Raw genomic sequence first — 25,869 nt, 5'->3', positions numbered from 1 at the left:
GCTCGACTTGCATGTATTAGGCACGCCGCCAGCGTTCGTCCTGAGCCAAGATCAAACTCTCCAATAAAGTGTTTGAAATGAAGTTGACACCAATCAATTTCATAAGTCTCAAGCTTTAAGAAGTGTTACCTTCTTGTTTTGTTGAAAAGAAAACAAGTTTCTTTTCATTGACATACTGGTTGTTTTGTTCAGTTTTCAAAGAGCAAATGTTATTGTCGCTTCGTAAATCAGCAACTTTATTAATATACCATACCGCAACATCTTGTGTCAATAGTTTTTTGCTATTTTAGCAGGAGTATTTTTGCGGCGGAATTACATTATATAATTTCCAAGAAGAAAAATCAACAAGTTTTTTACTGTATTATGAAATGGAAGGGAGTTTTTTCATTGGATCTGACAATAGAAAAACAAAAAAAGGCAAAAACAGGATTGATTGTTGCTGGAATAATTGCAGGAGCTTCTTCATTAGTTCTTTGGAATCAAAAGAAGTGATGTCTTCAGTGAAAGACGCACAAGGTGGATTAGTCGATGTAAAAGATAGAGCAGTAGAGGCAGAGGATCAATTACTAACTGCTAAAGACGATGTAAAGTCTGTTGAGTCTAATTGCAAGGCGACACCAAAGCCAACTACAGACAATACGATTACAAAGACACCAGTCAATTAAAATTTTTTGACCTTTTTCAGAACCATCTATTCACTTTCTAGTTAACAGGATTTCCAACAACAACCTTTGAAGAGAATCTTATGTCTTTGCTATTTTAATAAATGGTATGACAATGTAATAAAAGACAACACATTTGTGTCACTCGTCATATTCTTGCTTAAGAACAAAAAAGAAATGATTCTCTATATAGAGCCAAGAGTCCAGAAAATAGAGCATGAGGAACCCCAATATAAACAGTAAGATGCCAGAGGTTGGAATAAACCAGCCTCTGGCATCTTACTGTTCTGGTTTGAGAGCAGTAATCTTTCCCCTGGATTTTACCTATGTCCGATATCTCATTCCTAGCCCTTTCAAGAAATTCCTTGCATACCGGTCACCACATTTCCGGTAATTACTATGTCCTTCTTTTCTTAGCAACGCGCTTAATTCTCCTTTGGTGATAACGACGCCCGCATCATCCAGGATATTAATCATATCTTCACCTGTTAATGTCAGTGCAATTTTCAACTTTTTCAGCAAGACATTATTGACACTAGCATTACTTTTTATCATCATTGGTTGGCTTTCGCTTTGTCCTGGCTTTGGTTCCTGTTTCCCTCTATTATTGATAATCAGGCCATTCAGAAATGATTCCAGCATGAAGTTATCACAAGGTATATTATCATGATCCATATCATCTGCAGATCCAAACTCCTCCTCATAACTGTCTTTGGTTTTAGTGAGGATCTTCTGCACTTCTTCCCTTGTAACTTCAATGCCTCCTAGTTTAAAAATATTTACCATCTCTTTATCTTTTAAATCGAGAGCATATCGTAATCGAATTAAAATATCATTATTATTCATATCCATTTTGTTACCTCCTATAATTTGCACACTAGCCGGAGTAGCGCGTTTCATTAAAAATAGCTATCCACCAATTGTAATCTCTTCTTTGATAAGTGATAGATTTTCTCCCTACTATAACAAACTTCTTCCACATTCAATAACGCTTTATATTATTCTGTTTTGTCTAAATCATTTCACATATGACTCACATTTCAATCATATTTATCTCCATTCGATAGTTGGCTATTTACTATTTTGTTGGAAAATATAATTATTATTATTCTTCACGGACCTTCACTTTTCTAATCTATAGACACATTTTCTATCGTTCAACTCGACCAACAATTCCGAATAAAATCCATATTTGAGCAGGACAAACAACAGCATTTTAATAATGTCACAAAGTTGTCACTTACACTAAAATTTCTGCACCCTATATAATCGGCATATGCTTAAAAAGGAAGGACGTTTTTTATTTGCCAAATAATAAGAAGGAAGGCATTATTTTCGGACTATTTATGTGTTTTGGAATGGTTCTTATTATGTCAGTTTACAACACAGCTTTACACGGTTTTTCATCCATTACAGTAGCAAGTGCATTGATTCAATTTGTCGTAACATTTATTGTTGCTTTTATCGCGGAGTCATTAGTTGAACCGCAAGCACGTAAAATTGCACTATCACTACCCTATGATAAATCGAAAGAAATCAACTTTATTATAGCGATTGCCTTTTGTATGGTCCCTTTAATGGTTCTTATTATGTCCATATATGGAGTCATTCTTACTGCATTAATAATAGGAATTGAAGGATCGATTTTCGCGACGTATCTTAAAACAGTTGGTCTAAACTTTATCGTGGCGCTTCCATCGCAGTTACTAGTTGTTGGACCTATCTCACGTTGGCTGTTAGCTAAATACATCAAGCCTGCAACCCAAATACTGCCAGAACTTAACAAGTAAAAATAAGCAAGCTACCTAAAGTAGCTTGCTTATTCAACATTGGTCTCATTAAACTCAAATAACTTTTTTTAAAATACAAGCATGCATTTCGCCGATTACTTTTATTTCCTAGCGTATCCAAACATTTCATTCTAGATAATTTCTAACCAGCAATTAATTCAAACACTCTCTCATATGCGTCATAAATTTTATCTGCTTCTTCCTGCATTTCAAACGCTTCCTCATATTTGAATACGAGTAAGTCCATTTCATAAAAGGAAATTAGTATTTTCACCAAAGGTTTCGGAATCATTTCCCAAGAGGTTATTTCATCGTGAACCTTCGTCAGTTCCCGAAACACCTTCTCAAACTGTTCCTCATCCATGCCTCTCCCTTGCTCCATTTGAGCAAAAAAGCCATTATTTTCATCGATATATTGTATTAAGTCCCTTGTGATATCATCCTGATGGCGATCCGAAATACCGTCACCTGAAAGGCACTGCTCTCTTAACTTGTTGATTTGTTGTGCAGCTTCACGTATCCGCTCAGCTTCTTCATCTGAATAATTCAATGAAAACTGATACAGGTCCGCATAGATTTCCATGATTGGCTGGACTGCTCTACTTGGTATCGAGCTTTCCTTTTCCCATTGACCTGCAAGCTCCGAGAAAGCACTAATAAATGTTTCATATTGTTCCCGATCCAAGCCTTTTCCCATACGCAGTTCAACAAGCAGTGCCGTTTCGGACTCGATGAATATATTCATTAAAGATGATTGATTCATTTCGTTACACGCTCCTCTTTCCAGTCAACAGGACTTTATTAACTACCAAATTCAGAAGGGCGTCCAAGTAGTGTAATCGCTTCCTGTGGTATAGAATACTCGACTAACAATTCCTGGGATTTGTTAGCGTATCTCCTAACCTTTTCCCAAGGTTCCCCTTTTGAATTAACCAAGTACTTGTCCTGGACTTTCGGGTCAGTTAAATCATAGTACGTATTGGTTACCTTCCCCAAATCAATCTGCACAATTCGGAGATCCTGGGCTTTACCGGCATTCATAATATCTTTTGTAGCATTCTCTAACGCTACTTCAAAGCTCTTAGTAGTTGATATATATTTGGATCCTTTAAAATTTTTCTTACTTCCATTGTTGACATGACCCGCGATCGTGATATGTTCCCTTTCCGGTGCTTTGGCAAAAATGCCCTTGCCCGGTTCTTCATCCTCGCGTATGACTCGATATACTGTTGTTTCATCCAGTTCAAGACTGATATCCCCCAGATTTTCTTTAGCCCGATCAATTGTATTGTTGAGATTCGTAATCTCCTCGTTCGAGTCTCCTCCACCCGTAAATACCGCAATCGACTCTTCAACAGATTCAAACAGTTCCCCAATGTAACTGACAATCTTGTCAAATGTATCTTTGAGACCATCTAATGCGACTTCAATATTATCTCCCAGGCTACCGAACCAATCGGAAATCGGTTCTAATAACCCATCATCTGATTCAACAGTGCTTACAGAAGCAGTAACAGTATCGTTAAAGTTTGCTGATCCTTCTCCGGAAGCCTGATCGGGCTGAAAAAATGGAAAAAGCAATAATGCAACCAGTACACAAAGCAGATATGGAAATTTCAATCGTTTCAACTATCTTACCTCCGTATCTATACATCAAAGATTCCAAGTTCTAGGTAAACGATGTTAGAGCAGTTTAATCTACTATTATCATAGAAAAGATTAGTTGGAAAGTCTATGTATTTAGCATGAGTATTTTGACTCAAAAATAGAATTACTGGAATTTGCAAAGTAAAGCCCATTGTTTATCAATGGTTAAATAAAGGGTAATAGAGTAAATATACTTTATCTATGAAAAGGAGGAATTATTATCAAGTATCTCAGGCTGGCTATCTTATGCATCATTGGAATTACCTTTTTTTCAGGAACTGCGCATGCTGAAAAAAACTATACCGTACAATTAGGTGATAGTTTATATAGCATAGCTCGCGCTTATCAGATTGATGTAAACACCTTAATAGCTTCAAATTCTTCAATAATTAATCCAGATTATGTGAAAACAGGACAAATAATTAATATCCCAGATGAAAATGGAGTCCCTTATACAATTACAGCTTATACAGCCGGTTATGAATCTACGGGAAAACATCCAGGTGATCCCGCATATGGTATCACAGCTTCTGGAAAGGTTGTACAAGAAGGACGAACGATTGCATGTCCGCAAGATCTCTCATTTGGTACGAAAATACATATCCCAAAATGGAATCAAACCTATGTATGTGAAGATCGTGGAAGTGCAATTACAAATGGTCATCTAGATATTTATATGGAAGATTTAAACGATGCATTACAATTTGGTGTGCAACAAGTACACGTTAAAGTGTGGGAATATTAACAGCGGAAAAAGTTTAAACTGTGAAGAATATCGGCTATAAAAGTAGATAAGCTGGCATATGCCAGCTTATCTCGGAAAACGATATGACAAACAAAGTAAAATCAACTTTGTTTGATCTATTCAATTCTCCAATCAATCGGCGTACGGCCTTCTTCTTCTAAAAATTGATTCGTTCGTGAAAATGGGCGACTGCCAAAGAAACCTCGTCTAGCAGAAAAGGGACTCGGATGAGGGGATTTTATGATTAAATGGTGGGATGCCGTAATTAATTCCGCTTTTTCTTGGGCATGCCTGCCCCAAAGAATGAATACCACAGGATCTGTTTTTGCACTTACCTGCTTAATCACCTCATTGGTAAATAATTCCCAGCCTTTTCCTTTATGGGAATTGGGTTCCCCTTTCCTAACCGTTAAAACTGTGTTCAACAATAGAACACCTTGCTTTGCCCAATTAATTAAACTACCATGATTAGGAGTTGGAATACCTAAATCATCATGTAGTTCCTTATATATATTTTTTAACGAGGGTGGTATACGTACTTCAGGTTTAACGGAAAAGCTTAAACCTTGTGCTTGATTTGGTCCATGGTATGGGTCCTGTCCTAGAATAACAACTTTTGTATGTTGATAATCTGTATAATGAAGCGCATTAAAAATATCATGCATTTCCGGATATACAATATAAGAACTATATTCTTCCTTCAAAAGGGCATGTAATCTTATATAATAGTCTTTTTGAAACTCCTCCTTTAATATTGGCTCCCAATCATTTTTTAAGATAGTCATACTTTCATCTCCTAACAATCTACTACCCTCATATTTTATGACATGCATTTTAATATTCTTATCGGCCTTATTCCCTCTAACTCTCATAACTATTCAATTCAACTACTCATTACTTGTTTTGCAAAAAAAGCACCTCAAATTTTCCGCTATGCCAAAATTTGAGGTGCATTCCATTTTGTACTTCTTATTTCTGAAGGAAATCTCTCAATTCGAAATGTTTCTTCCTCTGGGCAAGCTAACGCAAACTTTAAGAAATATTGTTTGAAAAATCGCGACTCATCAAATTTTAATTTGGTCATTAAGAAAAGTTCCATCCCTATCTACGGCTATGAGTTTAATCGCCACAGTAATTCCGGCTTAATTAAATCTTAATTACTTCAATCAGTAACTTTCATTAGCGTTAATAAAATTAGCAGTCCTTTATTCTGGAATAATGTCAAATGACAAATCTAACCGCTTTTTATTGTAAGGATAACAATTTAATGATAGTTTCCATTACTGCATCCTCTTCATTTGAGCGTGTAATGAAATTAGCAGCAGCTTTTAATTCTGGAACAGCATTTCGAACCGCAAAACTATAGGTGCTGCGCGTCATGAGCTCTATATCATTGTAACCATCCCCGAAGGCAAGCGTTTCATCAGGCGTAACATTTAATAAGCTTTGTAAATATCCAACAGTTGTACCTTTATGTACATTTGCATTTGCAATATCAATCCAAGCCGCTTCAGAAGCAACAATATATGCAGACTCAAAAAATTGGGAAAGTTTCTCTCTAGTCTCCATGCATCTTAACAATGGGTCATGAATCGTAATTTTTACAAAGTCATCTTTTATTTCATTAAAATCAGATACCTGTCTCACTTGTGCATAGGATCCTCTGACAATCGCTGCTTCCTCTTTAGGGATATTACCTTTTACTACTGCACCGCTCCTAGTACACGCAATTATGGTATGATCCAAGCTTATTTCTTCAAGCAAACGGATAATTTCCAGCCCTAATTTATTGCTTAGCAGGGATTCATAAACAAATTCCCCGTTATGCTTTATTCTGGTCTGGTTGCACTGTCACCTAAAATCCATAATTTCTCTGAGTCATCACCAAATAGTTCTTCTATACGTTCACATTGCTTCCCAGTAACAGGAGCAAAGACAACACCTTTTTCCGCCATTAGCTTTTTAACATCTTTATAGAGTTCTCTATTAAAATCACCGCTATTATTCAAGAATGTTCCATCCATATCTGTTAACACTAATTTAATCATTTTAATTCCCCCTGCATTCCAAGGTTGAAAATTTTGTACATATTTTTATCTGTTTCTATGATTACATAGCTGTTGATTTTGTCTTTAGCAAAACCTGCTTTTTCAATAGGTCATTTAATTTCTCTGAACTAAGCAGCATTGCAGCAACAAATACTACAATACAAACTGGGAAAAATCCTAAAGTTAAATAAGACGCCATAAACCCAAGTAGAGGCGGCATGAATGTAGTGCCAGTATAAGCAATCGCCATTTGGTAACCCATAATAGTCTGTGAATGTTTTTTCCCAAAACGTGCTGGAGTTTCATGCAGCATACAGGGAAATATTGGTGCTAACCCTAATCCAATAATAATGAAACCTGCTAGCGAGAAAGCGGACGGCAATGGCAAAAATAAAATAACAGCACCAAATAATGCAATAATCTGTCCCGCCCTAATTAGTGTACGATTAGTAGTTTTAAAAGTAATAAAGCCTGTTATCAATCTACCAACTGTTATTCCTAGATAATAGGAGGAAACCCAACTTGCAGCAGTTGCAGCACTTAAACCTTTGACATTAACCAAGAAACTGCTTCCCCAGAGCCCCATTGTTGCTTCAACCCCGCAATAAAACAAGAAAGCTATAAGCGCAAGTTTAACTCCTTTAATTTTTATAGGCTTGATATCTTCTATATCTTCATTCGTAGTGATCCTTTCTGAATCAGTAACTCCTTCACTTAAAGAAAGATTGCTTTTGTTCTTCACTCTCCCCCATAAAGGCAAAGTGAAGAGAAGGATAATAACTAATGCAAACTGAATACATGAGATAACAAGATATCCATTTCTCCACGTATTTCCTCCAGAAATAAACGAAGCCATAATAATCGGACCGAGACTAGCTCCAACACCCCAAAAACAATGCAGCCAACTCATATGATGTGCCTTATAATTTGTAGCAACATAATTATTTAATCCAGCATCAACTGCTCCCGCTCCTAATCCGAGTGGGATAGCACATATAACCAGCCAAACAATCGATGGGGAAAAATGAAATCCTAGTAAAGCACAAGCAGTCATTAATACGCTGACAAATGTAACTTTTCCTGTCCCAAAACGTTTAATTACCCTACCACTAACTAAACTGGAGATTATTGTACCGCCTGCAATTGTCATAAAAAGGAAACCCGCAGTCTCAAGTTGAGCTCCATAGTCCAATTGCATCACCGGCCATGCTGCCCCCAATAATGAGTCAGGTAAACCTAAACTGATAAATGCCAAATAAATGATGACTAAAAGGAATGTTGTCATAGTTTAACCTCGCTCTTAATTATTTCGTATATTATTGTTTTGATTTCCACTTATTAAATATATTTAAAAGGCAGGCAAAGGAAAACTTATTAAAAAATGTAATAAGTAACCAGAAAAAGTGGAACTCCAATTAGTAGAGAACTTTCAGCCAGTTAATGCGTAATAGAATATGTAATAACAAGATAGATCAACTTGCCCATTTTATTACACAGTCAACTCTATCAGGTTTCCTTCAGGATCTTCAATCACACTCTCATAATAGCCGTCCCCAGTTATTCGGGGACCACTAATTGTTGGGTACCCATCAATTTTTAGTCTTGATGTCAATTGATTAACTGCTTCCTTGCTTCCTAAGGAAATCGCGATATGTGCCCACCCTATTTGATCACTCCGACTTTGCTCATTTATCCCTTGCTTACGCATAATCTCCAATCTTGCACCTGAATCAAATGTTAGAAAATAAGACTCAAACTCCTTTTCACTATTGTGATATTTAATGTTTGATTTACCATTAAAATAAGTTTGATAAAACTCCTTCACGCCTTCCAAATCATTGACCCAAATAGCCACATGTTCAATTCTCAATTATTTTTCACTCCTTCAATTAAAGAAATTACTTCTAAATCCCTTTGGTATTTTTAAATGTTAGCAACTTATATGTCATTATTCATAATCATAAAGTCCAAGCAGAGCTTCTGTAATCCATATAAATAATCTTTTTTCCAATCACTAATTGTAAGCTCAGGTAGATGTTCTGCTGGAATGTATTTTGAGCTGCCTATAGTAATTTTGTTTAACATCTCTTTTTCAATTTCATCATTACAAAAAATAACGGTATGAGGATTAATAATAGCTGTAAAAGAGGCCACTAGCCTACTGATAGGATCAATCTGATAATCCTTAGATCCTGCTTCTTCATTAATCCTGCTTCCGTTTTCTAACGCCTGCCCAAAATTTCGTTCACTATACTGTGGGACGAACGAAACCTCTCCTGCAAAAAAAGTTTTTCCTCTCACTACATCTCCATTAATCATAAAACCTGCACCCGGTCCATTGTGACCGAAATACAAATATATTAGTGATTGATCATCTTTCATTCTGTTATTATAGTTAAATCCAAGAATAGCAGCATTCATATCGTTCTCTACAACGACAGGGATAGAAAAATAATCTTCATAATACCCTTTTATATCAAAATCATGATATTCCTCATATCCAGGCATATAGAAAATTTTACCGTTATCAACCGAACCAGGGACACCAATTGCAATAGAATGGATCTTAGAAGAATTGGTAGCCATTATTTCTTCGATGAACTTAGTTAATAAATTTATACCACTATCTACTAGTACACTTGGAGCTTTCCCTTGTTCCTTTACTTCTCCCATACAATTAAAAATTGTATAATTTGTCTCTGTTTTTTCTAAGAAAACGGCAAGACCAAGCATATGCTCAGGATTGTAGGCATATCTTTTTGCTCTTCTCCCCCCACTGGATTCATCTAAACCAACTGATCTAATTTCTCCATCCTTCTCCATCTGTAGTAAGAACTTACTGATTGTCGGAAAACTAATCTCTAATTTATCACTGAGCTCAGCTTTTGTTGCATTTCCAAGTTCTAAAAGAGCTTTACGAATACTAGAAAGGATTTCTCTCTTCAACGATTTTGGATTAGCATTCATAAACGTCACCACCTACTAAGTTAGACTTATTAAATCACTTTAATAAGTGATACTTGCAATATATCATACAAATTTGCTGAAAACAATTTGTTTTGTGGTAAGCAAAAAATCCATTCTGAAAAAGATTGATCAAAATGGACTTCTTCCTTTCAATTTACTATCCAGGATTTTATAAAACAGTTTAGTCACTTTATAACTCTGTTTCCATACATACGTACGTTAAAAATTATCTACTAATATTTACTTCGTTACAGTAATTCCCCCATTTAGTGTAGATAGTTTTATCAAGTTTTCCCCTTTTCCAAATAAAGCATTTCTTGACGAATCGCCAAATATATTAACTTTTCCATAGGCGACATCTACATTTATAGTAGAATTTGTTGGTTCTTTTAAAGTCTGAATTTCGATTTTACCGTTCAAATTTTCAAAATCAATGTTGCGATCTAAATGATCTGTTACAAAAGTGATTTTCCCATTAATTACATTCCCTAAAATATCCCCCTCAATGTTTTGGAGAAGAATTTTTCCATTTCCAGAACTGACATTAAGTGTAGCGGTTTCCAAATCATTTAAATCAATTGTTCCATTAATCGTTTCTACTGTTGCAGCTGCTACCTCTATTTCTTCTGCTTTCACATTCCCATTGGCAGCCACTATCCGCAATGAGTCATACATTTTTTCAGGTACATAGACTTTTAAAGCTAAAGCTGAATCCAAAAAGTCAAAGTTATAGAATTTAAGATTTTTTTCATTTAAATGAACAGCGAGTGTATTTTCCTGAACACCAACATCGAAGGTATACGCTCTACTCTTTTTATCTCCACCTGTTAACTCAACTTTTGCCGCCTGATTACCTGCGGGGATAATTTCTACTTCAGCGTTATCCACTTTAATATCAATGTTGGTAAAATTCTCATCCTGAATGATTCTTTCTTCTTCAATCGGCTCTGATTGTATCTTTGCATTTACTGTTAAAAGGCTCCCAGTCACACCAACTAATAAAAGAACTAAAGCAACAATAGACATTTTTTTAATACTAAGCATGTTTTAAGCCACCTTTCACAATTCCTATAGTGTATTTTAAGTAACGGACAAATCCATTTTTTATTGCACGAGTTGCAAAAAACATTCCGATTGCAATAAATAAACCAATCCCAGCGAGACCGATTGAAAAGAACAAGTCAAAAATCTCAAATATTTGCGGGTGTATTGCTACATTTAGTAATACGAAAATTGGTGAAGCAACAAATGAAATTCCCATTAGCCAACCGGCAATAATTACTCCTGCTAAAGCAACGAATGGCCCTAATACAATAACAAGATTAAAAAAACCTAATCCAATAACAGCCCATACTGCACGGATAATATTCCCTGTTGAAGTAGTTTCTTCAACCTTTTCAACACGATAAGCTGCTACCAGCTCTTTCGCAATTTGTTCGGGTGAGCCAAGTGAAGTGGCTACTTGTTCTTCAGACTTTCCTTCTTCTGATCCAATCACAAAATACTCTTCAATATCTTGTATAATATCCTGCCTTTCCTCGTATGGCAGTCTCTTCAGAGATGCGTTTAATTTACTAATAAATTGCTTTTTAGTCATCCTTTACACCTTCCTTTATCAATTGATTTACTCCATTTGAGAATTCTTTCCACTCCTGAAGCAGTTCATGAAGATATGTTCTTCCGCTGTCTGCTAACTTATAATACTTCCTTGGTGGTCCTTCCGTTGATTCTTTTAGATACGTCGTGAAGTACCCTTCTTTTGTTAATCGTCTTAATAGTGGATATGCAGATCCCTCAGATACATCAATCTGTTCAGATATCTTTTGCACCAGTTCATAACCGTAACGATCCTGCTTATCCAGCAATACGAGAACACATAATTCTAGTACACCTTTTTTAAATTGCACGTTCACTGTTGAATCACACCTCTTTTCTTAGTAAATCACTATTATTTATTAAACAGTACTGATATTTATTAGGTACCTTTATAAAAAATATATCATACAGTACTGTTCATTGCAAGGTACTATAAATTATATTTTACTAATTCTTTACAATTCCTTTAAAATAATTGCCATCAAAAGTACATATTCAAAAACCTAATGCATGCCTAGCATACAAAAATACCCATTCGCTTAATTTAACTATAAGCAAATGGGTAAAAAATTTGTGAACGTATCCTCAAGTAACTCGACCTTCTAATTTCCACCAAAAAGTTGAACAGTCTGGCCTTATCGAAAATATAATACTCTCATTTCTGCCCTTTCAGACGAAGTAGCTAAATGATGTTTTGCTATACTAAAGCCAATAAAATTTGTGCTATGGACAGTAAACATAGGCTAATTCCACGCAATTTTTGGCTCTAAATTCGGAAATTTCTTAGTCACCCTAACCAAAACTTCTTCCATTCGCTCCCGATGTTGCGGGTTGTCATTTTGCGCTAAATATTCTGCAAAAACTTCCATGTTCGTTCTCTAAAACAAAAAATTAATATTGTAAGTTGCTGCACAATTTGGCCCGATAATAACAAAATAGAAAATTATTAGCAGATAATACGTTAGTCTCTTTCTCTCGCTCTCTGCGTATCTCTAATATTCTTTTGAACCGTTACTGCAGCGAAAATACTAAGAACAAATGCCATCGCATAAAATCCTTTTTCACTTAAAATAATACTTCCTGCATTGTATAAACCGATGGCAATTAATAAAATAGATATTATCAGTGCAATCCAGCTAATGCCGAAATAAATATTTGTTACTGGGATGCCCTCATCTTTATCTCTTACAGCTTTTTGTAAGGATACCGCAGAATAAAGCCCGAAAATTAACACTGCAAAATAATAGCCTTTTTCGTTCAGTTCCATTGTTGTTGCGTTAAACAAACCAATAAGATAAGCTGCTACCCCTATCAATAAAGCAGCCCAGGAAGCTCCTTTGAAAGCTGCAGTCGGTTCTCCCTCTTTTCTTTCAAATTCTACCTTTGGATCATCTTCTCTTCCCTTATCTAATAAAGCCTCGTGATCATTAGACATTGGATTTCCCCCATCCTTTTTCTAATTAAAATTATGCAGCAGGTAAAATATATATCCCTTTTATATTTTCATTATACATAATATTCCTATATATAGAAGGTGTATGTATAAAGGTGCATCTTTGATTTTATGAACAAATCTTTGCTCACTGGACTGTTGATGCTAAAATTCGTACATTTTTTCAAACGTTCCATGATAACTTTCAACAATGTTATAAAAGGCCATATTCCGTTAAATGCTAATACCTGAACTAGAAAATTCCTTCGATGCGCAAATTTTGATCTAATTAACGACATTAACCTATTGGATACTAGGTAATACAACTTCTCCTTTTTTCGGCATAGCCTCTCCATCAATCCCTTCAAAATATAAGGGAAGCCCTTCTGCCAAAATAGGGTGTGGAACTTTTGTAGGGTCCTGTCTTTGATGATGAATATGCAAATGTGGCTCTGACGTTGATCCACTGTTTCCTACACGTCCAATTACATCTCCTGGGTTTACTCGATCCCCTTCCTTTACAGTTACACTACCTTCATTTAAATGATTGAGCAAAAGGTAAGTACCCGTTTCGTCAATTTTAATGTAGACATGGTTACCTTCTAATGATATAAATTCTTCAGAAACTGGATCTATATCTTTTTCATCGTCGTAAGCAGCAATAACAACACCCGAAACCGAAGAATAAACCTCTTTATTCCAAATCCCATAATCCTCGTTATTTTTACTGCCTGTATCAAAGGGTTCCATGACAAAATCGTATGCCCATCTCTCCGATGGCCATATTACATGGATTAAATTATTTTCGACAGTATCCCCACCCCAACCGACAACTGTTTCTTCAGCGAAGGGAAATTCTACTGTAATGGAAGGTTCAACACCGTCTATCTCATTCGGATAAGCCAGACGGATAATATTCATCGTCATTAGTATGGGAAATATTAATACCAAATTTACAATAAAATTCACCCATAATTTATTGTTCCTTTTCTTTTTTACTACACTAATAATAAACAGAATCATATTCAATAGAACTCCAAGGAATCCTATGATGGGTAAAATCATCTTGAGTAAAGCCCAAGCATAGGCACCCATTAAACCATGAATAAAATAAACACTTATCCACAAAAATAAAACGATTACTATCAATATACTGTTAATTAAACCTACTTTGCTTAAACTCTTGATTAATATAACTCTCTTCCCCCTATCCATTCACATTATGAACCAGCCAATACAAAAACGTTTTTAATGAAAGGCGTCTTTCTGCGCCAAGATTAACAACATCTTTTATATTGCTGGGTTCTCACTTATGTAGCTTGTTTCTACCAACAAAGAGATATTATCATAGAAACAACTAAAAATTCATCACTTAATCGAATAATTAATGATATATTTACAATCTTAAAAACAATTATTATTCAATAATCAAATAGAAAACTAGATGATTAACCCTTCCAATTTATGGGTAAATTTTTATTATTTTTTCAGAGGTAATTTTAACGTGATTGATAGTTTAAGCCTCAAATAATGGCTGTTACGAAGGTCTCATGTTATCGTAATCTATCTACTTTCTATGAAATAGAAAAGGATTGAAAAAATTTAGTTTTTTATCACTTTTTATTCACCTATTGTATATTCGGAAAAGCTCTGTTAAAATTCAAAAATAAACTTCATACGATCCTTATATATCTATGGAAATATGGTCCATAAGTTTCTACCTGGCAGCCGTAAAATGCCGGACTATGAGGAAAGTTAGAACGCCACTCGTGAACCTTGGTGCATTCTCTTCTTTCTTTATAGATGGAGAGGATGCACTTTTTTCGTTCATGAGGTAGGTCAGACTTCTGACGATGGTAAGGGTCTATGAAACTGAAACTATTATCAGGAGGTTATTATGGATATTTTATTTGGTTTGTTATCCCTTGTGGGTTTACTATTTATAGCTTGGCTTCTAAGCAAAAATAAAAAAGCCATCAAATGGCGTACGATTATAATAGGTGTAGTATTAGAAGGACTTTTCGTTTACTTTATGCTCAATGTTCCCCTTGGCCGCTTTATTCTTACAAGTGCTGCCGGGGGTGTGCAAAATGTTCTTAATTATAGCCAAGCAGGCATTGAATTCCTTTTTGGCGGGTTCTTTGCAGAAGGAACGAATGTTGGATTTGTTTTCGCGATTCAGGTCTTATCCGTTATTATTTTTATCTCAGCATTAGTGTCAGCCTTGTATTATTTACGAATCATCCCTTTCGTTGTACGTATTCTCGGTTGGGTTGTTGGTAAAGTGTTCGGTACCACTCGTGTTGAATCTTTTAATACAGTTGCCAATACGATGTTAGGAGTGGTAGAATCTCCATTACTCATTAAGCCTTACCTGGCAAAACTTACACGTTCGGAATTATTCACTGTAATGGTTGGGGGTACCGCTTCAGCAAGTGGTGCGATTCTATTGTCTTATGCTCAAATGGGTATTGATATTAAGTATTTGCTTATTTCTGTTTTCTCTGTACCTTTTGTCGCTATTGTAATGTCTAAAATCATGGAACCTGAAACGGAAGAATCTTTAACAAATGAAGATGTCGAAATGGAAGATGCAGGACATACGAACATTTTTGAAGCCGTTTCTGAAGGGGCTGTAAGCGGAGTAAAGCTTGCTGCTAATATTGGTGGTTTGCTTATTGCGTTCATCAGTTTATTAGCTCTCGTAGACGGTTTACTAGGCATCTTCGGAACAAATCTAGCTACGATATTTGGTTATGTTTTCTTTCCTTTTGCTTTACTTGTTGGAATTCCGATTGAAGATGCTTTCCGTGCTGCATCCATTATCGGAACAAAGCTTTCAGCGAATGAACTGATTGCATTCCAGGAGGTACTCAAAATCCAAGAGATGCTAAGACCAGAAACAGTTGCAATCTTAACTGTTGCATTATGTAACTTCGCGAACCTTTCTTCTATTGGACAATTAATAGTAGGTCTTGGTTCCTTAGCGCCAACAAAGAAAAAATTAATTGCATCTATGAGCTTTAAAGCCATTATCGCTGGTACTATGGCAAGCTTTATTACAGCTATTTTTGTAGGTATGTTTGTCTAAGAAATGAGAATTGAAGTCGCACTAAAGAGCAATATGCTGGAGTGTGAGCAGTAAGGTTAACTAAACTTAAACAAAACCTATCCTTCTTCCAATTTATTAGGTATGAAGGATAGGTTTTTTCTTTCACTGGAGCACCTGTATTAAGTATTGCAAGATTTTGTGAATATTTCACTAGAAATTATCAGTATCAAGCAAACCCAAATTCTTTCTGGCTGACACTTTTATAAAATAATTACTTTTTTAAAGCTATTTTTAATTCGTGACTTGCTCTAAACACGCCTAAAACCTTTATTGATTTTATAGTCTTCCTTGCTAGTTCTACGTCAACATCATCTTTTAGAACCAACATCCCTACTACTTTGATGTCTAATAATTTATTTTGCTCTAAGACTTGTTCGAGTGTTTTACGATCGTAATAGTATATTCCTATTTCATATGATTTTACTGTAATAACATTTTCAATAACACTAGAGTGTGAAGTCAATTGATTACGAATTGAAGTCTTAATAAAATCAGTACGATTTGGATAAAAGCCTTGCTCAACTAATAAATCTACTTTTCCTAAATCAACGACATTCATATTAACTGTAACTTTCTCTGTCTCAGCCATCCCCACACCATCCATTTATCATCCAAATATCATCTGTATGGATGTTTTATTTTGGGAAATTTTGCAATCAGATGAAGGATTTAATATCCAAAGTATTGCATCAATTAGCTTAATAAGGAATTATTTCGTTAGCCTCTTCCGTGTAATTCCTCCCACTCTTGCAACGTCATCATATCTAGTTCAGGTTTCGGAGTGTCATTTAGCATGGCTAGAAATTCAATTGAGTGCCCATCAGCATTTTTAAATTAGATAGATACAGCAGGCATAAAAGGAAACACTAATAAATTTTCAGAACTATCATTAATAAAGTTTGTTGTTTCTATTCCTAATTCGGATAAATACTCTCTTGCTGAAGAAATATCCTCTAGATCGACTTTAAATGCAAAGTGTTGTCGTTGGATTAAAGAGCTTGGATAATTTTCTCTAATACCCAGCATAGATTCTCCAGGCTTTCCAACCCAGTAGAATTTTGACTTTCTTCTAGAATCCTCAAATAACGGGAGAATGTTTAGAAGCTTTTCATAAAATGCTGCTGATTTTTGATAATTACTTACATTAATATGAGTTCCAAAGATACCTTTAATCATTATCAGGAACTCCTTTTTCTTCTGATGACTCCCTTACTTTACGTTAGCTTAAAATTAACATTCGCAAATCATTAAGATATTTCCATCCGGGTCTTTGAAATTAAAATAATGGTTATGTTCTATTTCTGTAATCAAATTAACGCCTTTATTACTCATAAAACGAAATGCTTCCTCGATGTTTTTAGCATTTAAGTGGAATGCTGGTGTTTTAAATAATCTATCCTCTGAATAAATCTTGCTATCTAAGACAATCCCTGTACCTCCCATAGGTATAACGTAAAGATGACCAAACTGAATTTTTCCATCTGCTTTTACCCCTAAAATATCGCAGTACCAATCTCTCGCTTTTTCTATGTTGCTTACTGGAAAAAATACTGTTCCGATTTGTTTTAAGATTGGATTGTCCAATAATAACACCCCTTTAAATTTATGAGCTCGTTAAACATTCGGCATATTTAATATAAAATCCTGCCCCTTGTAAAAAAGATCACCATAATGAAGATCTCATAATGGTGTTAAAGCGCCCTTCAGTTCAATTTAAACTACCAATCGTAATATTCTTTATTAAAAAAAATCCCTCACTTTATTAAATAAGGGATTATCGTTACATGATTTATTTTACTAATGATACTATTCGACTGGTGATAGTTCGTATTCTGTTACCCATTTTTGATTTAACTTTTTCTCCGCCAGTCGTTGGTGTGTAGGTTATAAACTTCTGTGTCATAAGCACCTTCAATGGTTGCTTCTTCACCACCATGCAGGTTTTGTGCAGATGCCATGCACTAACCACTTTATTTACTGTTTTTCCAGAAGCCCATATACCGCCTTGCAAATCAAAGAATTGCTTCATTTGTGAAGCTACATGGCTATGACTCCCCACTTAATGAAGGTTTACTTTATTGTTTTATAGTGTTGGTTGATATTTTTGCAGGTGTTGAGAATGGCTGCTGCTAGTTTTTCTTCATTACCATAAAAACGAGTAGAAGGCAGTGGTATTGAGACAGCACTTAGATTTCCCAAACTATCATAAACAACTGCGCCTACCGCACAGATTCCATGAATATGCTCTTCCTGAGCAAAAGCGACCCCTTCTTTACGAATCACTTCTAATTCCTTTAACAATTCATCACGATGCGTAATTGTTTTATCATTGAACCGTGTTAATTGCTCAGGTAGCAGCTTCTCAACTTCATTCAATGGCAAAGAGGCTAGTATGGCCTTTCCGTTTGCCGTGCAATGTAATGGAAAAGCTGCACCGGGCTCTGAAGTCGCTTGTAATGGATGTGCAGCGATAATTTGATCAACAAACAGCACCTTTCCATTATCTAAAACAGAAAGATCGACTGTTTCATTTACTTCATTAGATAGTTGTATTAAATGTGGTCTAATTTCTTCTCTTAAATCACTATGTACAGCGGCAGCAAGCATCGCAATCTCAGGACCTAAACGGATACCTCCGTTAGATGAAGCTTGTGCGACAAAATTTTCCTGTTCTAAGGTATTAACAATTCTTTGAACCGTTGATCGTGCTAAGCCCACTTCTTTCGCAATCTGCGATAGGCTTAATCCTTTAGGGTGGTTTCTAAGAGTTCTAAGAATTTTGGCAGCACGAGAAATTACTTGAACATTAGGTGTTTTATTTGAATTTTGTTTATCGTTGCTCAAAAGAATGTACTCCTTCTATTTATATATATCCATTCAATTATATCCGAAATTGCGATTTTAAACACAGGAAGCTTTTTTAACATTTGTTCCTATTATACATTATTCTAATTGGGTTAGATCATTTGGGTAAGGATCATGCTCGAGTTCGGTCTGCTCTCGCTCGATTTAGGAATAATACAATTTGATTGACAGCCGGTATATATATTAATATACTAAATTCAACCACAAAACGATACACTTGTACCACATAGTGGTCAAAGGATGAAATTAAGTGTTAATCTTAATTTAAATCCAAATATTTCTATTAAATAATCATAAAGATCTTATTATGGAGTTTTTGCTATAGAGAAAAGATATCAAAAGCCATTTTTAGAAAACTTGGTTGTCACCACGCCTCTATGTTACTGCCTTATTTGCACTTATGTTGTAAGAAAGTTTCTTAACTGCCAAGAAAATTATAAAAATGTTACATAACGCATTTTTACATACACAGCTAAACTTAAGGAGGGGTATATATGAGTTTAATTAAAGTCGGTGTCATCGGAATAGGAAATATGGGGAGCTCACATGTTCAAATGCTAGACAAAGGGCAAATTGAAGGGGCAATTTTAACCGCAATTTGCAGTAGTAATGATAGTCGCATCGACTGGGTGGAAAATCATACATCAGGAGATGTACAAATTTTCCGGGACGAAGAGACCTTTTTTACGGAATCAGGAATAGATGCTGTGGTAATTGCAACTCCCCATTACAGTCATCCAGAAATAGCAATCAATGCCTTTTCAAAAGGGATACACGTTCTTATTGAAAAACCAGCGGGAGTTTATACGAAAAATGTGTTAGAAATGAATGAAGCAGCGGAATCTTGTGGAAAAGTGTTCGGCATCATGTATAACCAAAGGGCAAACCCTCTTTACCAAAAATTACGCGACCTTATTCATTCAGGGAAACTTGGAAATATAAAACGGACAAACTGGATTGTAACGGATACTTATCGTTCACAAAGTTATTATGATTCAAGTAAATGGAGAGCTACATGGAAAGGTGAGGGTGGCGGTGTTTTGTTAAATCAGGCACTTCATCATTTAGATATTTGGCAGTGGGTGACTGGGTTTATGCCAAAACGAGTTAATGCAGTGAGTAGTTTTGGGAAGTATCATGATATTGAAGTTGAAGATGAAGTAACAGCATATGTGGAATATGAAAATGGGGTGACAGGTGTATTTATTACCTCAACAGGAGAAGTACCAGGTACGAATCTTCTCGAAGTAGTTGGAGATTTTGGGAAAATCGTTGTTGAAAATGAAGAACTTACTTTTTACCGATTAACACAATCAGAACGTGATTTTAATCGGTTGTACAAAGGTGGCTTCGGTAAGCCTGACTACAGAAAAATAGATATTCCTGTAAAAAGTGAAAATGCCAATCATGCTACCATTTTTCAAAACTGGATTGATTCGATTAATACAGGTTCACCTTTACTTGCACCAGGAAAAGAGGGAGTAAAGGCGTTGGAAATTGCAAATGCTATTTACTTATCATCTTGGTTAAATCAAACAGTAGAATTACCAGTCGATCCAGATCATTATTATGAAAGATTACAAGAAAAGATTAGCACTTCCACATTTGAGAAAAAGCATGTAACGAACAATACATTAGACGTTAAAGGGACGCATTAATATTTTAATATTAGTTTTTTAGATTAGGAACTTAGGATTTTGTAACTATTCAATTGTTTAAAAACACCCCCACAAGGGGAAAAACATGGGACGTTTAAGGTAAAAATGGTTAGCTCGAAGATACTAAATGAGATAGGTGGGATTGAATATGATTAAAGGGATTAATCACAAAGGATTTCATGTAGTAGATATGGAACGCTCATTGGATTTTTATTGCAATAAGCTTGGATTTAAGAAAGCGTTTGAATTGAATCAACCAAGTGGTGAGCCGTGGATCGTATATGTAAAAGTGACTGATGGGTGTTTCATTGAATTATTTTATGGTGGTGCTGAGGGTGATAGAGACAGAGCGGAACATATCTGTTTCGAGGTAGATGATATCCAGGAAACGGCGAATAAATTGAAGGAAAAGGGTGTCCCTTTAGAAGTAGAAATTTCTCAAGGAATAGCTTTGAACTACCAATTCTGGATAGTAGATCCCGATGGGAATTGGATCGAGTTTATGGAGATGAATCCTGATTCCCCACATATGAGAAGTTAGATAGGCATGAAAATAATAAAGCTGAGCTAGATTCTGTAATAGGATAATACAAAAAGAGATGGAGTTTATTAGAAGGGGCTAACATTAAATTAGGTTCTGTTGTTTCAGACATTATGGGTGTTTCTGCTCGGGATATGCTTAATGCCATAGCTAATGGTGAAGATAATCCTGAGATACTTGCGAACTTCGCTCCGTACCATGAAAAAGAAAAAGGATGAACTTCGACTAGTACTAAAAGGCTATATCAGCCCTCATCAAAGACTAATGATAAAAACAATCTTAAAACACATTGATTTTTTATCAGACCAAATTGAGATGTTAGATCAAGAAGTAGCTGATAGAGTAAGCAAATATCAAGATGATATTGAGAGATTGGATTCTATTCCTGGCATTGCAACTCGGATGGCGGAACAAATGCTAGCTGAGCTTGGAACAGATATTAAGAACCAATTTCCTAGTGCATCGCAGATGTGTTCATGGCCTGGATTAGTTCCTGGAAATAACGAAAGTGCAGGAAAAAGGAAAAAATTTAAAACCAAAAACGGAAACAAATACTTAAAATCAGCTTTAATCGAAGCAGCCCATTCTGCAAGAGGATCTAAAAACTATCTTGGCGCACTTTATCGACGAACCGCAGCACGGAAAGGTAAGAAACGTGCAGGAATCGTACTGGCACACGCTATTCTACGTATCTCCTATTATCTCTTAACACGTAAAGAAGTGTATGTAGACTTAGGCGAAGACTACTTTGATAAACAGAAACAACAATCAATTGTTCGACATTCCTTACGTAGACTTGAGAGTCTAGGCTATACAGTTACGATAGCAGAACAAGAAGCATCTTAATGCTTTTTCGTACAATAGAGCAACGAATTTAGGCGCTCTCCTTTTTTTTAAAAGAATGGGCTGCGTCTACTTCAGTATTGCCTTTTTACCTTTAATACAGAAGTGAATTTTCATGGTAGTTGAAGAAGAGAAAAGTGACGCATATTTAACACTCGCGCCCGATTGCAGTGGACTGTTCTGCACATCTATGCTTTCCGGACAATCCTATTCTACCTAGTCCTCCTTCACTAAATTTAAAATAGAGGCCTTGCATAAAGAAATTAATTCAATTAAGCCATAGCCATTCACTACAACTAGAGCGTCTCATCCAATTTCTGAATCTTTGAGTGGGAAATTAAAAAAACATTGCCTAAAACGTCGATTTTGTCTCCCTTTACACGTACAGCGCAATCTTTGTTCGACGCATAAATATTTATTTCTTCTGATAGGAGAGATAGTTCGCTTTGAACCAGTGCAATGTTATTTTCAAGATCAAAATGAGACAGGACGGAAAAATTGTCAAGACCAATTCCGTCGTAAACAGAGCTCATTTCAACTTTATATCCAAAGTTTTTCGAGCATAACCATTTAGCGGACATGTTCATTGCACCAGCGCTTGCTCCCATCGCAACGGCGCTGCTTTTTTTAATCGAATCCAATAATTCATATTCCATCAAAAAACCATTTTGTTTAAGAGTATTCCCCCCCAACAAGAAAATGACTGAAGCATTTTGAATTATCGTTTGGGCATCTTCCTTCTGTACGCGATAATTAATTAAATGATATTCATCAAACATAATGCCAGCCTGGTCAAGCCACGAGCGTTCAGTAGCACCATCATCTTCATAAATAGATGGATTCGAGCAAATCATAGCAAGCGATTTTCTATCAGTTATATCCCCCTGTAACACCCTGCCCAGATTCTCTGGAAAAAAATTGTTAAACCAACCTAAATAATAGTGAGTTTTCATAAGTACCCCCATAGCAAAGTGTAAATAACATTTGTTCCTTGCGTCACTCATTCTGTTTTCACCAACAATACTCTCAACTTACCTGCCCCGTTAGCACAATAACTTCTACTAAAATAGCATAAATCCTTCTAGAATTAACGCACCAGTTTGTTGAATAAGAACTTAATTGTTGTGCTTATGTATTTTATCAGCTCTAAACACACTGAAGAGCATTAATATTAACGCAACTACAACAAATAACACCCAAAGCTTATTATTGTTTACTGCTAATACTATTGCAAATACCCCTAATAAAATAGATGTAATAAAACCAAACATTGTTTTTAAATCTTTTAATACCGACCAATTCATTTTTATCCCCCCTCTAAGTGTTGTAGTTCTCTCCCCTGTTAACCCAATTACAGAAATAGCTTTTCGCTGTTCAAGTAACGCACCAGTTAGTTGAACAAGGAATATTAAATTCAGTAAGAAAAACTTTTGCCATAAAATAAGCATTTGCAGTAAAAAGTTGTGTATTTATCTGATTTGTTCTTATTAGATTTCCCATTTCTTCAAAATCAACTAACTTAACATTTATCTCTTCTGTATCATCTAAGTCTTGTTCAAATTCTTTAAATGCATCCAACATTAGATAAGTTATCACTTTGTTATTTTGTGTGGCTGGGTTAACCATGAATTCACCCAAAAAAATTGGTTTTCTCAAAGAAATAAAACCTGTTTCTTCCTTAACCTCTCTAATTAACCCTTCTTCATGTGTTTCATTTCCTTCTCTTTTTCCAGCAGGAACTTCTAAGAAAAAGTCTTTTCCTGCATAACGATACTGTTCAACAAGAACAATTTGTTTTTCCTTTGTAATTACTACTGCATTTACCCAATCAGAATATTCGTTTACATAATAATCGTCAATCACAATTCCATTTGGAAGCTTGCATTTATCTTTTCTTATATTCCCAAATGGACTTTTATGTATATACTCTGATTTTAATGTTTTCCATTTATCCATAATATCCCTCCACTATTGCTGTTTCTTAATTTAATCAACCTATATCTTTATATATTCTCTAATAATGGAGGTTACTCCTTCTTCAACTAAACTGCCCCGTTAGCTCAATATCTCTATACCTGAATATAATACCATAATATTCCAAACAATTTACTCGTTTTTCAGCACAAATAAAAGGCGACCAAATTCTATGATCACCTTGTTTAACTCTTGCACCAGTTTGTTTAATAAGGTCGCTTTTTTTCAAGGTTTATCGTTGTTGTAGTTGATGGTCTAAATCAAAACACCAGTCTTATTTTTTACTCCATCTAGAAAACCAAATGAATGGAATAATAATAACAAAAGGCAAACCAATAATTAAAAATGCAAAAGGTATATAATAAGCACTTCTAGCATAAATACCAAAAAAATCATCTATATCTGTTTCCATTCCTAAAAGAGCTGCATCGGATATAATTCTAGCAAAAAATATCATTACAAACCCACTTATAGTCAAAGAAAGACCAAAATTAAAAGCTTTATGTAACATAAACCTCACCTCTAAATAATCAATTTTAAAAACAATACATCATTTAATGCATTGCCCTTCTTTCAGTAAAGCACTAGTTAATTGAATAAGAATTATTGTTGTCTCATTTATTATTCTTTAGTTTTCTAATTTCTTCTTCTAAAATTTCAACTCTTTGTTCTAAATCTGACTTTGGTTTTGAAATATTAAATGCCTTAAATAAGACCCAGAATATTATCACAGTAATTGCCATCCAAAATATTAACGGTAATATTGACATAAAAAATTCCATAAATCTATCACCCCGTTGTTGACTACTTTGATAACTTACGAAAGTTCCTGTTTTTTCAATACTCTTGTTACGATGGTTAAATAATCCCACCTTCACAATAACGTAATATTCTAAAAATAAATATTGCAGAAAAAGACAACCATTTCGTTGATCGCCTTGTTCAACTCTTGCACCCTTTAGCACAATAAGTATTATCTATTTTTTCTTAAAGTAAGGATATAACAGGACAACAATAAATGTCCCAATAGATATGATAATCGAGACTTGTAATACTTTTAGTATATATTCAAATATTGAAAGTTCGTTAAACGTTCTCCATCCTTCTCCACTATCAATTTCTTCAGTTCTTGAAATAAACAAGATACTGAAATAAAACCCACCAATCAAACCATATATCAAAGATTTGACCAATGTCTTTTCGTTCTTTCGAAACAGGTTCATTTAATGTTCCCCCTATAAGCTGTTTCTTTATTAGAAACATAATCACCAAGTCCTATTATAGGAATTCGACAAAAAAGATGCTTTCCCTTCTTTAAGAATTGCACCAGTTAGTTGAATAAGATTTATTCATCCTCAAAATCATCCTCGTTCTCTTCTTCTGATATTGATATTATAAATTCTTTCAAATTGGGAGCATAATATTCAAGTTCTCCATCTTCGTGATACCAAAGATAAATTTCATTCCCCATTATCCCGTCATTTACTTTAAAACATAATTTATCTCCTGAACCGTCATCACCGATTGCAATAAGGTCTTTCGACATATATTCTTCTCTGACTTCAGTGTTTTGTCTAACAATATCATCCCAGGTCTTTTTAAGATTTCTATGGTCTTTTATAGGATAAAGTATCCATTCACCTATATCCGCATTATTAACTAACTTGAAAAGTTCCTTATATTGTTCTGGAAATACTACATCCAACTTATCTTCTGCTGCTTTTATATCGGAATCATCTACTCCTAATTTCCTTGTATGAATTAGGTCTCTCACATCTTTCATTTAAATAACACTCCCCTATTAGTTTAAAAAAGATTCAACTCTTACATAGCATTTCCTTCTCCTACTAACCTGTCCCTTTAGTACAATATCTCTATACCTGAATTATATTACCATAATATCCCAAACAATTTACTCATTTTTCAGCACAAATAAAAGGCGACCAAATTCTATGATCACCTTGTTTAACTCTTGCACCATATAGTGCA

The 25,869-nt window shown here is 35.1% G+C and carries 30 protein-coding genes, 1 rRNA gene, 3 pseudogenes and 1 riboswitch; of the genes and pseudogenes, 7 read left to right on the top strand and 27 right to left on the bottom strand.

Translation table 11 applies throughout. The features are described 5' to 3' along the window. Positions 1-67: ribosomal RNA gene (locus tag CWR45_RS19450) — 16S ribosomal RNA — on the bottom strand; the annotation flags it as partial. A gap of 433 nt (positions 68-500) precedes the next feature. On the opposite strand from CWR45_RS19450, the gene CWR45_RS19965 reads away from it, so the two are divergent. Continuing rightward, the gene (locus CWR45_RS19965) at positions 501-665 is read left to right on the top strand and encodes a hypothetical protein (protein ID WP_170138919.1); all 165 of its coding nucleotides are present in this window, start codon (positions 501-503) and stop codon (positions 663-665) included. 321 nt (positions 666-986) lie between these two features. On the opposite strand, the gene CWR45_RS19445 is transcribed toward CWR45_RS19965, so the two are convergent. After that, positions 987-1,514 carry a YehS family protein gene (locus tag CWR45_RS19445; RefSeq protein ID WP_115751478.1) on the bottom strand — a complete coding sequence of 176 codons (528 nt, stop codon included), beginning with the start codon at positions 1,512-1,514 and terminating at the stop codon, positions 987-989. 452 nt (positions 1,515-1,966) lie between these two features. On the opposite strand from CWR45_RS19445, the gene CWR45_RS19440 reads away from it, so the two are divergent. Continuing rightward, the gene (locus CWR45_RS19440) at positions 1,967-2,452 is read left to right on the top strand and encodes a DUF2798 domain-containing protein (RefSeq protein ID WP_115751477.1); all 486 of its coding nucleotides are present in this window, start codon (positions 1,967-1,969) and stop codon (positions 2,450-2,452) included. Between the two features lie 142 nt (positions 2,453-2,594). Here the strand turns inward: CWR45_RS19440 and CWR45_RS19435 are convergent, their stop codons facing one another. Together CWR45_RS19435 and CWR45_RS19430 are read right to left on the bottom strand one after the other, a co-directional pair. After that, on the bottom strand, positions 2,595-3,215 hold the full coding sequence (locus tag CWR45_RS19435) for a hypothetical protein (RefSeq protein WP_115751476.1): 621 nt from the start codon (positions 3,213-3,215) through the stop codon (positions 2,595-2,597). Between the two features lie 38 nt (positions 3,216-3,253). Further along, positions 3,254-4,081 carry a DUF7587 domain-containing protein gene (locus CWR45_RS19430; protein ID WP_115751475.1) on the bottom strand — a complete coding sequence of 276 codons (828 nt, stop codon included), beginning with the start codon at positions 4,079-4,081 and terminating at the stop codon, positions 3,254-3,256. Between the two features lie 421 nt (positions 4,082-4,502). On the opposite strand from CWR45_RS19430, the gene CWR45_RS20575 reads away from it, so the two are divergent. Next, positions 4,503-4,844 carry a 3D domain-containing protein gene (locus CWR45_RS20575; RefSeq protein ID WP_245975484.1) on the top strand — a complete coding sequence of 114 codons (342 nt, stop codon included), beginning with the start codon at positions 4,503-4,505 and terminating at the stop codon, positions 4,842-4,844. A gap of 116 nt (positions 4,845-4,960) precedes the next feature. Here CWR45_RS20575 and CWR45_RS19420 read toward each other — a convergent pair whose 3' ends face one another. The 11 genes and pseudogenes from CWR45_RS19420 to CWR45_RS19370 all read right to left on the bottom strand — a co-directional run bounded on the left by CWR45_RS19420 (position 4,961) and on the right by CWR45_RS19370 (position 13,910). Then, positions 4,961-5,629 (bottom strand): uracil-DNA glycosylase, encoded by a 669-nt coding sequence (locus tag CWR45_RS19420; RefSeq protein WP_115751473.1) that lies wholly within the window; start codon positions 5,627-5,629, stop codon positions 4,961-4,963. A gap of 460 nt (positions 5,630-6,089) precedes the next feature. Next, positions 6,090-6,892 (bottom strand): annotated as a pseudogene (locus CWR45_RS19415) (HAD family hydrolase). 61 nt (positions 6,893-6,953) lie between these two features. Then, entirely contained in the window at positions 6,954-8,177 is a 1,224-nt protein-coding gene (locus CWR45_RS19410) for an MFS transporter (RefSeq protein WP_115751472.1), read from the bottom strand. 204 nt (positions 8,178-8,381) lie between these two features. Beyond that, positions 8,382-8,762, bottom strand: a complete 381-nt coding sequence (locus CWR45_RS19405) for a VOC family protein (RefSeq protein WP_115751471.1) — start codon at positions 8,760-8,762, stop codon at positions 8,382-8,384. Positions 8,763-8,830: 68 nt separating this feature from the next. Next, positions 8,831-9,859 carry an ROK family transcriptional regulator gene (locus CWR45_RS19400; RefSeq protein WP_115751470.1) on the bottom strand — a complete coding sequence of 343 codons (1,029 nt, stop codon included), beginning with the start codon at positions 9,857-9,859 and terminating at the stop codon, positions 8,831-8,833. A 240-nt stretch (positions 9,860-10,099) separates the two neighbouring features. Then, the gene (locus CWR45_RS19395) at positions 10,100-10,903 is read right to left on the bottom strand and encodes a DUF4097 family beta strand repeat-containing protein (protein WP_115751469.1); all 804 of its coding nucleotides are present in this window, start codon (positions 10,901-10,903) and stop codon (positions 10,100-10,102) included. Then, entirely contained in the window at positions 10,896-11,456 is a 561-nt protein-coding gene (locus CWR45_RS19390) for an HAAS signaling domain-containing protein (RefSeq protein WP_115751468.1), read from the bottom strand. The genes CWR45_RS19395 and CWR45_RS19390 overlap by 8 nt, the downstream gene beginning before the upstream one ends. Next, a complete protein-coding gene (locus CWR45_RS19385; protein ID WP_115751467.1) occupies positions 11,449-11,772 on the bottom strand; it encodes a PadR family transcriptional regulator in 324 nt (107 codons plus the stop codon). Before CWR45_RS19385 ends, CWR45_RS19390 begins: the two co-directional genes overlap by 8 nt. A gap of 345 nt (positions 11,773-12,117) precedes the next feature. Beyond that, positions 12,118-12,324 (bottom strand): annotated as a pseudogene (locus CWR45_RS20245) (iron chaperone); the annotation flags it as partial. A 92-nt stretch (positions 12,325-12,416) separates the two neighbouring features. Then, positions 12,417-12,890, bottom strand: a complete 474-nt coding sequence (gene yiaA, locus CWR45_RS19375; protein ID WP_115751466.1) for an inner membrane protein YiaA — start codon at positions 12,888-12,890, stop codon at positions 12,417-12,419. A gap of 300 nt (positions 12,891-13,190) precedes the next feature. Next, positions 13,191-13,910, bottom strand: coding sequence for a M23 family metallopeptidase (locus tag CWR45_RS19370; protein ID WP_245975483.1), 720 nt, complete (start codon positions 13,908-13,910; stop codon positions 13,191-13,193). Between the two features lie 641 nt (positions 13,911-14,551). Next, positions 14,552-14,653, top strand: a riboswitch (purine riboswitch). A 131-nt stretch (positions 14,654-14,784) separates the two neighbouring features. Between CWR45_RS19370 and CWR45_RS19365 the strand changes: the two genes are divergently transcribed. Beyond that, positions 14,785-15,978: a NupC/NupG family nucleoside CNT transporter gene (locus CWR45_RS19365; protein ID WP_115751465.1), complete on the top strand. Its 1,194-nt coding sequence runs from the start codon at positions 14,785-14,787 to the stop codon at positions 15,976-15,978. Between the two features lie 232 nt (positions 15,979-16,210). Here the strand turns inward: CWR45_RS19365 and CWR45_RS19360 are convergent, their stop codons facing one another. The 5 genes and pseudogenes from CWR45_RS19360 to CWR45_RS19340 all read right to left on the bottom strand — a co-directional run bounded on the left by CWR45_RS19360 (position 16,211) and on the right by CWR45_RS19340 (position 18,843). Next, entirely contained in the window at positions 16,211-16,588 is a 378-nt protein-coding gene (locus CWR45_RS19360; RefSeq protein WP_115751483.1) for a CopG family transcriptional regulator, read from the bottom strand. A gap of 245 nt (positions 16,589-16,833) precedes the next feature. Continuing rightward, the gene (locus CWR45_RS19355) at positions 16,834-17,175 is read right to left on the bottom strand and encodes a VOC family protein (protein ID WP_245975482.1); all 342 of its coding nucleotides are present in this window, start codon (positions 17,173-17,175) and stop codon (positions 16,834-16,836) included. A gap of 54 nt (positions 17,176-17,229) precedes the next feature. After that, entirely contained in the window at positions 17,230-17,583 is a 354-nt protein-coding gene (locus CWR45_RS19350) for a VOC family protein (protein ID WP_115751464.1), read from the bottom strand. 302 nt (positions 17,584-17,885) lie between these two features. Continuing rightward, positions 17,886-18,043: pseudogene (locus tag CWR45_RS19345) on the bottom strand (NAD(P)H:quinone oxidoreductase, type IV); the annotation flags it as partial. Positions 18,044-18,069: 26 nt separating this feature from the next. Beyond that, positions 18,070-18,843, bottom strand: a complete 774-nt coding sequence (locus CWR45_RS19340) for an IclR family transcriptional regulator (RefSeq protein WP_115751463.1) — start codon at positions 18,841-18,843, stop codon at positions 18,070-18,072. Positions 18,844-19,358: 515 nt separating this feature from the next. Here CWR45_RS19340 and CWR45_RS19335 point away from each other — a divergent pair. The 3 genes from CWR45_RS19335 to CWR45_RS19325 all read left to right on the top strand — a co-directional run bounded on the left by CWR45_RS19335 (position 19,359) and on the right by CWR45_RS19325 (position 21,909). Continuing rightward, positions 19,359-20,522, top strand: a complete 1,164-nt coding sequence (locus tag CWR45_RS19335; RefSeq protein WP_115751462.1) for a Gfo/Idh/MocA family protein — start codon at positions 19,359-19,361, stop codon at positions 20,520-20,522. Positions 20,523-20,670: 148 nt separating this feature from the next. Further along, positions 20,671-21,063 (top strand): VOC family protein, encoded by a 393-nt coding sequence (locus CWR45_RS19330; RefSeq protein ID WP_115751461.1) that lies wholly within the window; start codon positions 20,671-20,673, stop codon positions 21,061-21,063. Between the two features lie 198 nt (positions 21,064-21,261). Next, positions 21,262-21,909 carry a transposase gene (locus tag CWR45_RS19325; RefSeq protein ID WP_245975481.1) on the top strand — a complete coding sequence of 216 codons (648 nt, stop codon included), beginning with the start codon at positions 21,262-21,264 and terminating at the stop codon, positions 21,907-21,909. A 293-nt stretch (positions 21,910-22,202) separates the two neighbouring features. Here CWR45_RS19325 and CWR45_RS19320 read toward each other — a convergent pair whose 3' ends face one another. From CWR45_RS19320 to CWR45_RS19290, 7 genes are all read right to left on the bottom strand, one after another. Beyond that, the gene (locus tag CWR45_RS19320) at positions 22,203-22,859 is read right to left on the bottom strand and encodes a Type 1 glutamine amidotransferase-like domain-containing protein (protein WP_115751482.1); all 657 of its coding nucleotides are present in this window, start codon (positions 22,857-22,859) and stop codon (positions 22,203-22,205) included. Positions 22,860-23,021: 162 nt separating this feature from the next. Continuing rightward, positions 23,022-23,210 (bottom strand): hypothetical protein, encoded by a 189-nt coding sequence (locus CWR45_RS19315; protein ID WP_115751460.1) that lies wholly within the window; start codon positions 23,208-23,210, stop codon positions 23,022-23,024. 70 nt (positions 23,211-23,280) lie between these two features. Beyond that, positions 23,281-23,862 carry an NUDIX hydrolase gene (locus CWR45_RS19310; protein WP_115751459.1) on the bottom strand — a complete coding sequence of 194 codons (582 nt, stop codon included), beginning with the start codon at positions 23,860-23,862 and terminating at the stop codon, positions 23,281-23,283. A 292-nt stretch (positions 23,863-24,154) separates the two neighbouring features. Beyond that, complete coding sequence (locus tag CWR45_RS19305) at positions 24,155-24,391, bottom strand: hypothetical protein (RefSeq protein WP_115751458.1); 237 nt, start codon at positions 24,389-24,391, stop codon at positions 24,155-24,157. Between the two features lie 103 nt (positions 24,392-24,494). Further along, the gene (locus CWR45_RS19300) at positions 24,495-24,845 is read right to left on the bottom strand and encodes a hypothetical protein (RefSeq protein WP_115751457.1); all 351 of its coding nucleotides are present in this window, start codon (positions 24,843-24,845) and stop codon (positions 24,495-24,497) included. Positions 24,846-24,857: 12 nt separating this feature from the next. Next, positions 24,858-25,103 carry a hypothetical protein gene (locus CWR45_RS19295; protein WP_115751456.1) on the bottom strand — a complete coding sequence of 82 codons (246 nt, stop codon included), beginning with the start codon at positions 25,101-25,103 and terminating at the stop codon, positions 24,858-24,860. Between the two features lie 122 nt (positions 25,104-25,225). Beyond that, positions 25,226-25,663 (bottom strand): SMI1/KNR4 family protein, encoded by a 438-nt coding sequence (locus CWR45_RS19290; protein ID WP_115751455.1) that lies wholly within the window; start codon positions 25,661-25,663, stop codon positions 25,226-25,228. Positions 25,664-25,869: the final 206 nt, after the last annotated feature.

Origin of the sequence: Oceanobacillus chungangensis (assembly GCF_003369565.1) — a bacterium.
Lineage (GTDB): Bacteria > Bacillota > Bacilli > Bacillales > Amphibacillaceae > Oceanobacillus > Oceanobacillus chungangensis.
Note: the sequence above shows the minus strand (reverse complement) of the source record. Positions and strands in the feature narration are given on the sequence as shown.

What these genes read in the sequence shown, in the direction of transcription:
- CWR45_RS19445 (WP_115751478.1), bottom strand. Translation starts at nt 1,514, where the DNA reads ATGGATATGAATAATAATGATATTTTAATTCGATTACGATATGCTCTC.
- CWR45_RS19435 (WP_115751476.1), bottom strand. Translation starts at nt 3,215, where the DNA reads ATGAATCAATCATCTTTAATGAATATATTCATCGAGTCCGAAACGGCA.
- CWR45_RS19420 (WP_115751473.1), bottom strand. Translation starts at nt 5,629, where the DNA reads ATGACTATCTTAAAAAATGATTGGGAGCCAATATTAAAGGAGGAGTTT.
- CWR45_RS19410 (WP_115751472.1), bottom strand. Translation starts at nt 8,177, where the DNA reads ATGACAACATTCCTTTTAGTCATCATTTATTTGGCATTTATCAGTTTA.
- CWR45_RS19400 (WP_115751470.1), bottom strand. Translation starts at nt 9,859, where the DNA reads ATGAATGCTAATCCAAAATCGTTGAAGAGAGAAATCCTTTCTAGTATT.
- CWR45_RS19395 (WP_115751469.1), bottom strand. Translation starts at nt 10,903, where the DNA reads ATGCTTAGTATTAAAAAAATGTCTATTGTTGCTTTAGTTCTTTTATTA.
- CWR45_RS19390 (WP_115751468.1), bottom strand. Translation starts at nt 11,456, where the DNA reads ATGACTAAAAAGCAATTTATTAGTAAATTAAACGCATCTCTGAAGAGA.
- yiaA (WP_115751466.1), bottom strand. Translation starts at nt 12,890, where the DNA reads ATGTCTAATGATCACGAGGCTTTATTAGATAAGGGAAGAGAAGATGAT.
- CWR45_RS19370 (WP_245975483.1), bottom strand. Translation starts at nt 13,910, where the DNA reads ATGATTCTGTTTATTATTAGTGTAGTAAAAAAGAAAAGGAACAATAAA.
- CWR45_RS19365 (WP_115751465.1), top strand. Translation starts at nt 14,785, where the DNA reads ATGGATATTTTATTTGGTTTGTTATCCCTTGTGGGTTTACTATTTATA.
- CWR45_RS19360 (WP_115751483.1), bottom strand. Translation starts at nt 16,588, where the DNA reads ATGGCTGAGACAGAGAAAGTTACAGTTAATATGAATGTCGTTGATTTA.
- CWR45_RS19355 (WP_245975482.1), bottom strand. Translation starts at nt 17,175, where the DNA reads ATGATTAAAGGTATCTTTGGAACTCATATTAATGTAAGTAATTATCAA.
- CWR45_RS19335 (WP_115751462.1), top strand. Translation starts at nt 19,359, where the DNA reads ATGAGTTTAATTAAAGTCGGTGTCATCGGAATAGGAAATATGGGGAGC.
- CWR45_RS19330 (WP_115751461.1), top strand. Translation starts at nt 20,671, where the DNA reads ATGATTAAAGGGATTAATCACAAAGGATTTCATGTAGTAGATATGGAA.
- CWR45_RS19325 (WP_245975481.1), top strand. Translation starts at nt 21,262, where the DNA reads ATGAAAAAGAAAAAGGATGAACTTCGACTAGTACTAAAAGGCTATATC.
- CWR45_RS19320 (WP_115751482.1), bottom strand. Translation starts at nt 22,859, where the DNA reads ATGAAAACTCACTATTATTTAGGTTGGTTTAACAATTTTTTTCCAGAG.
- CWR45_RS19315 (WP_115751460.1), bottom strand. Translation starts at nt 23,210, where the DNA reads ATGAATTGGTCGGTATTAAAAGATTTAAAAACAATGTTTGGTTTTATT.
- CWR45_RS19310 (WP_115751459.1), bottom strand. Translation starts at nt 23,862, where the DNA reads ATGGATAAATGGAAAACATTAAAATCAGAGTATATACATAAAAGTCCA.
- CWR45_RS19305 (WP_115751458.1), bottom strand. Translation starts at nt 24,391, where the DNA reads ATGTTACATAAAGCTTTTAATTTTGGTCTTTCTTTGACTATAAGTGGG.
- CWR45_RS19295 (WP_115751456.1), bottom strand. Translation starts at nt 25,103, where the DNA reads ATGAACCTGTTTCGAAAGAACGAAAAGACATTGGTCAAATCTTTGATA.
- CWR45_RS19290 (WP_115751455.1), bottom strand. Translation starts at nt 25,663, where the DNA reads ATGAAAGATGTGAGAGACCTAATTCATACAAGGAAATTAGGAGTAGAT.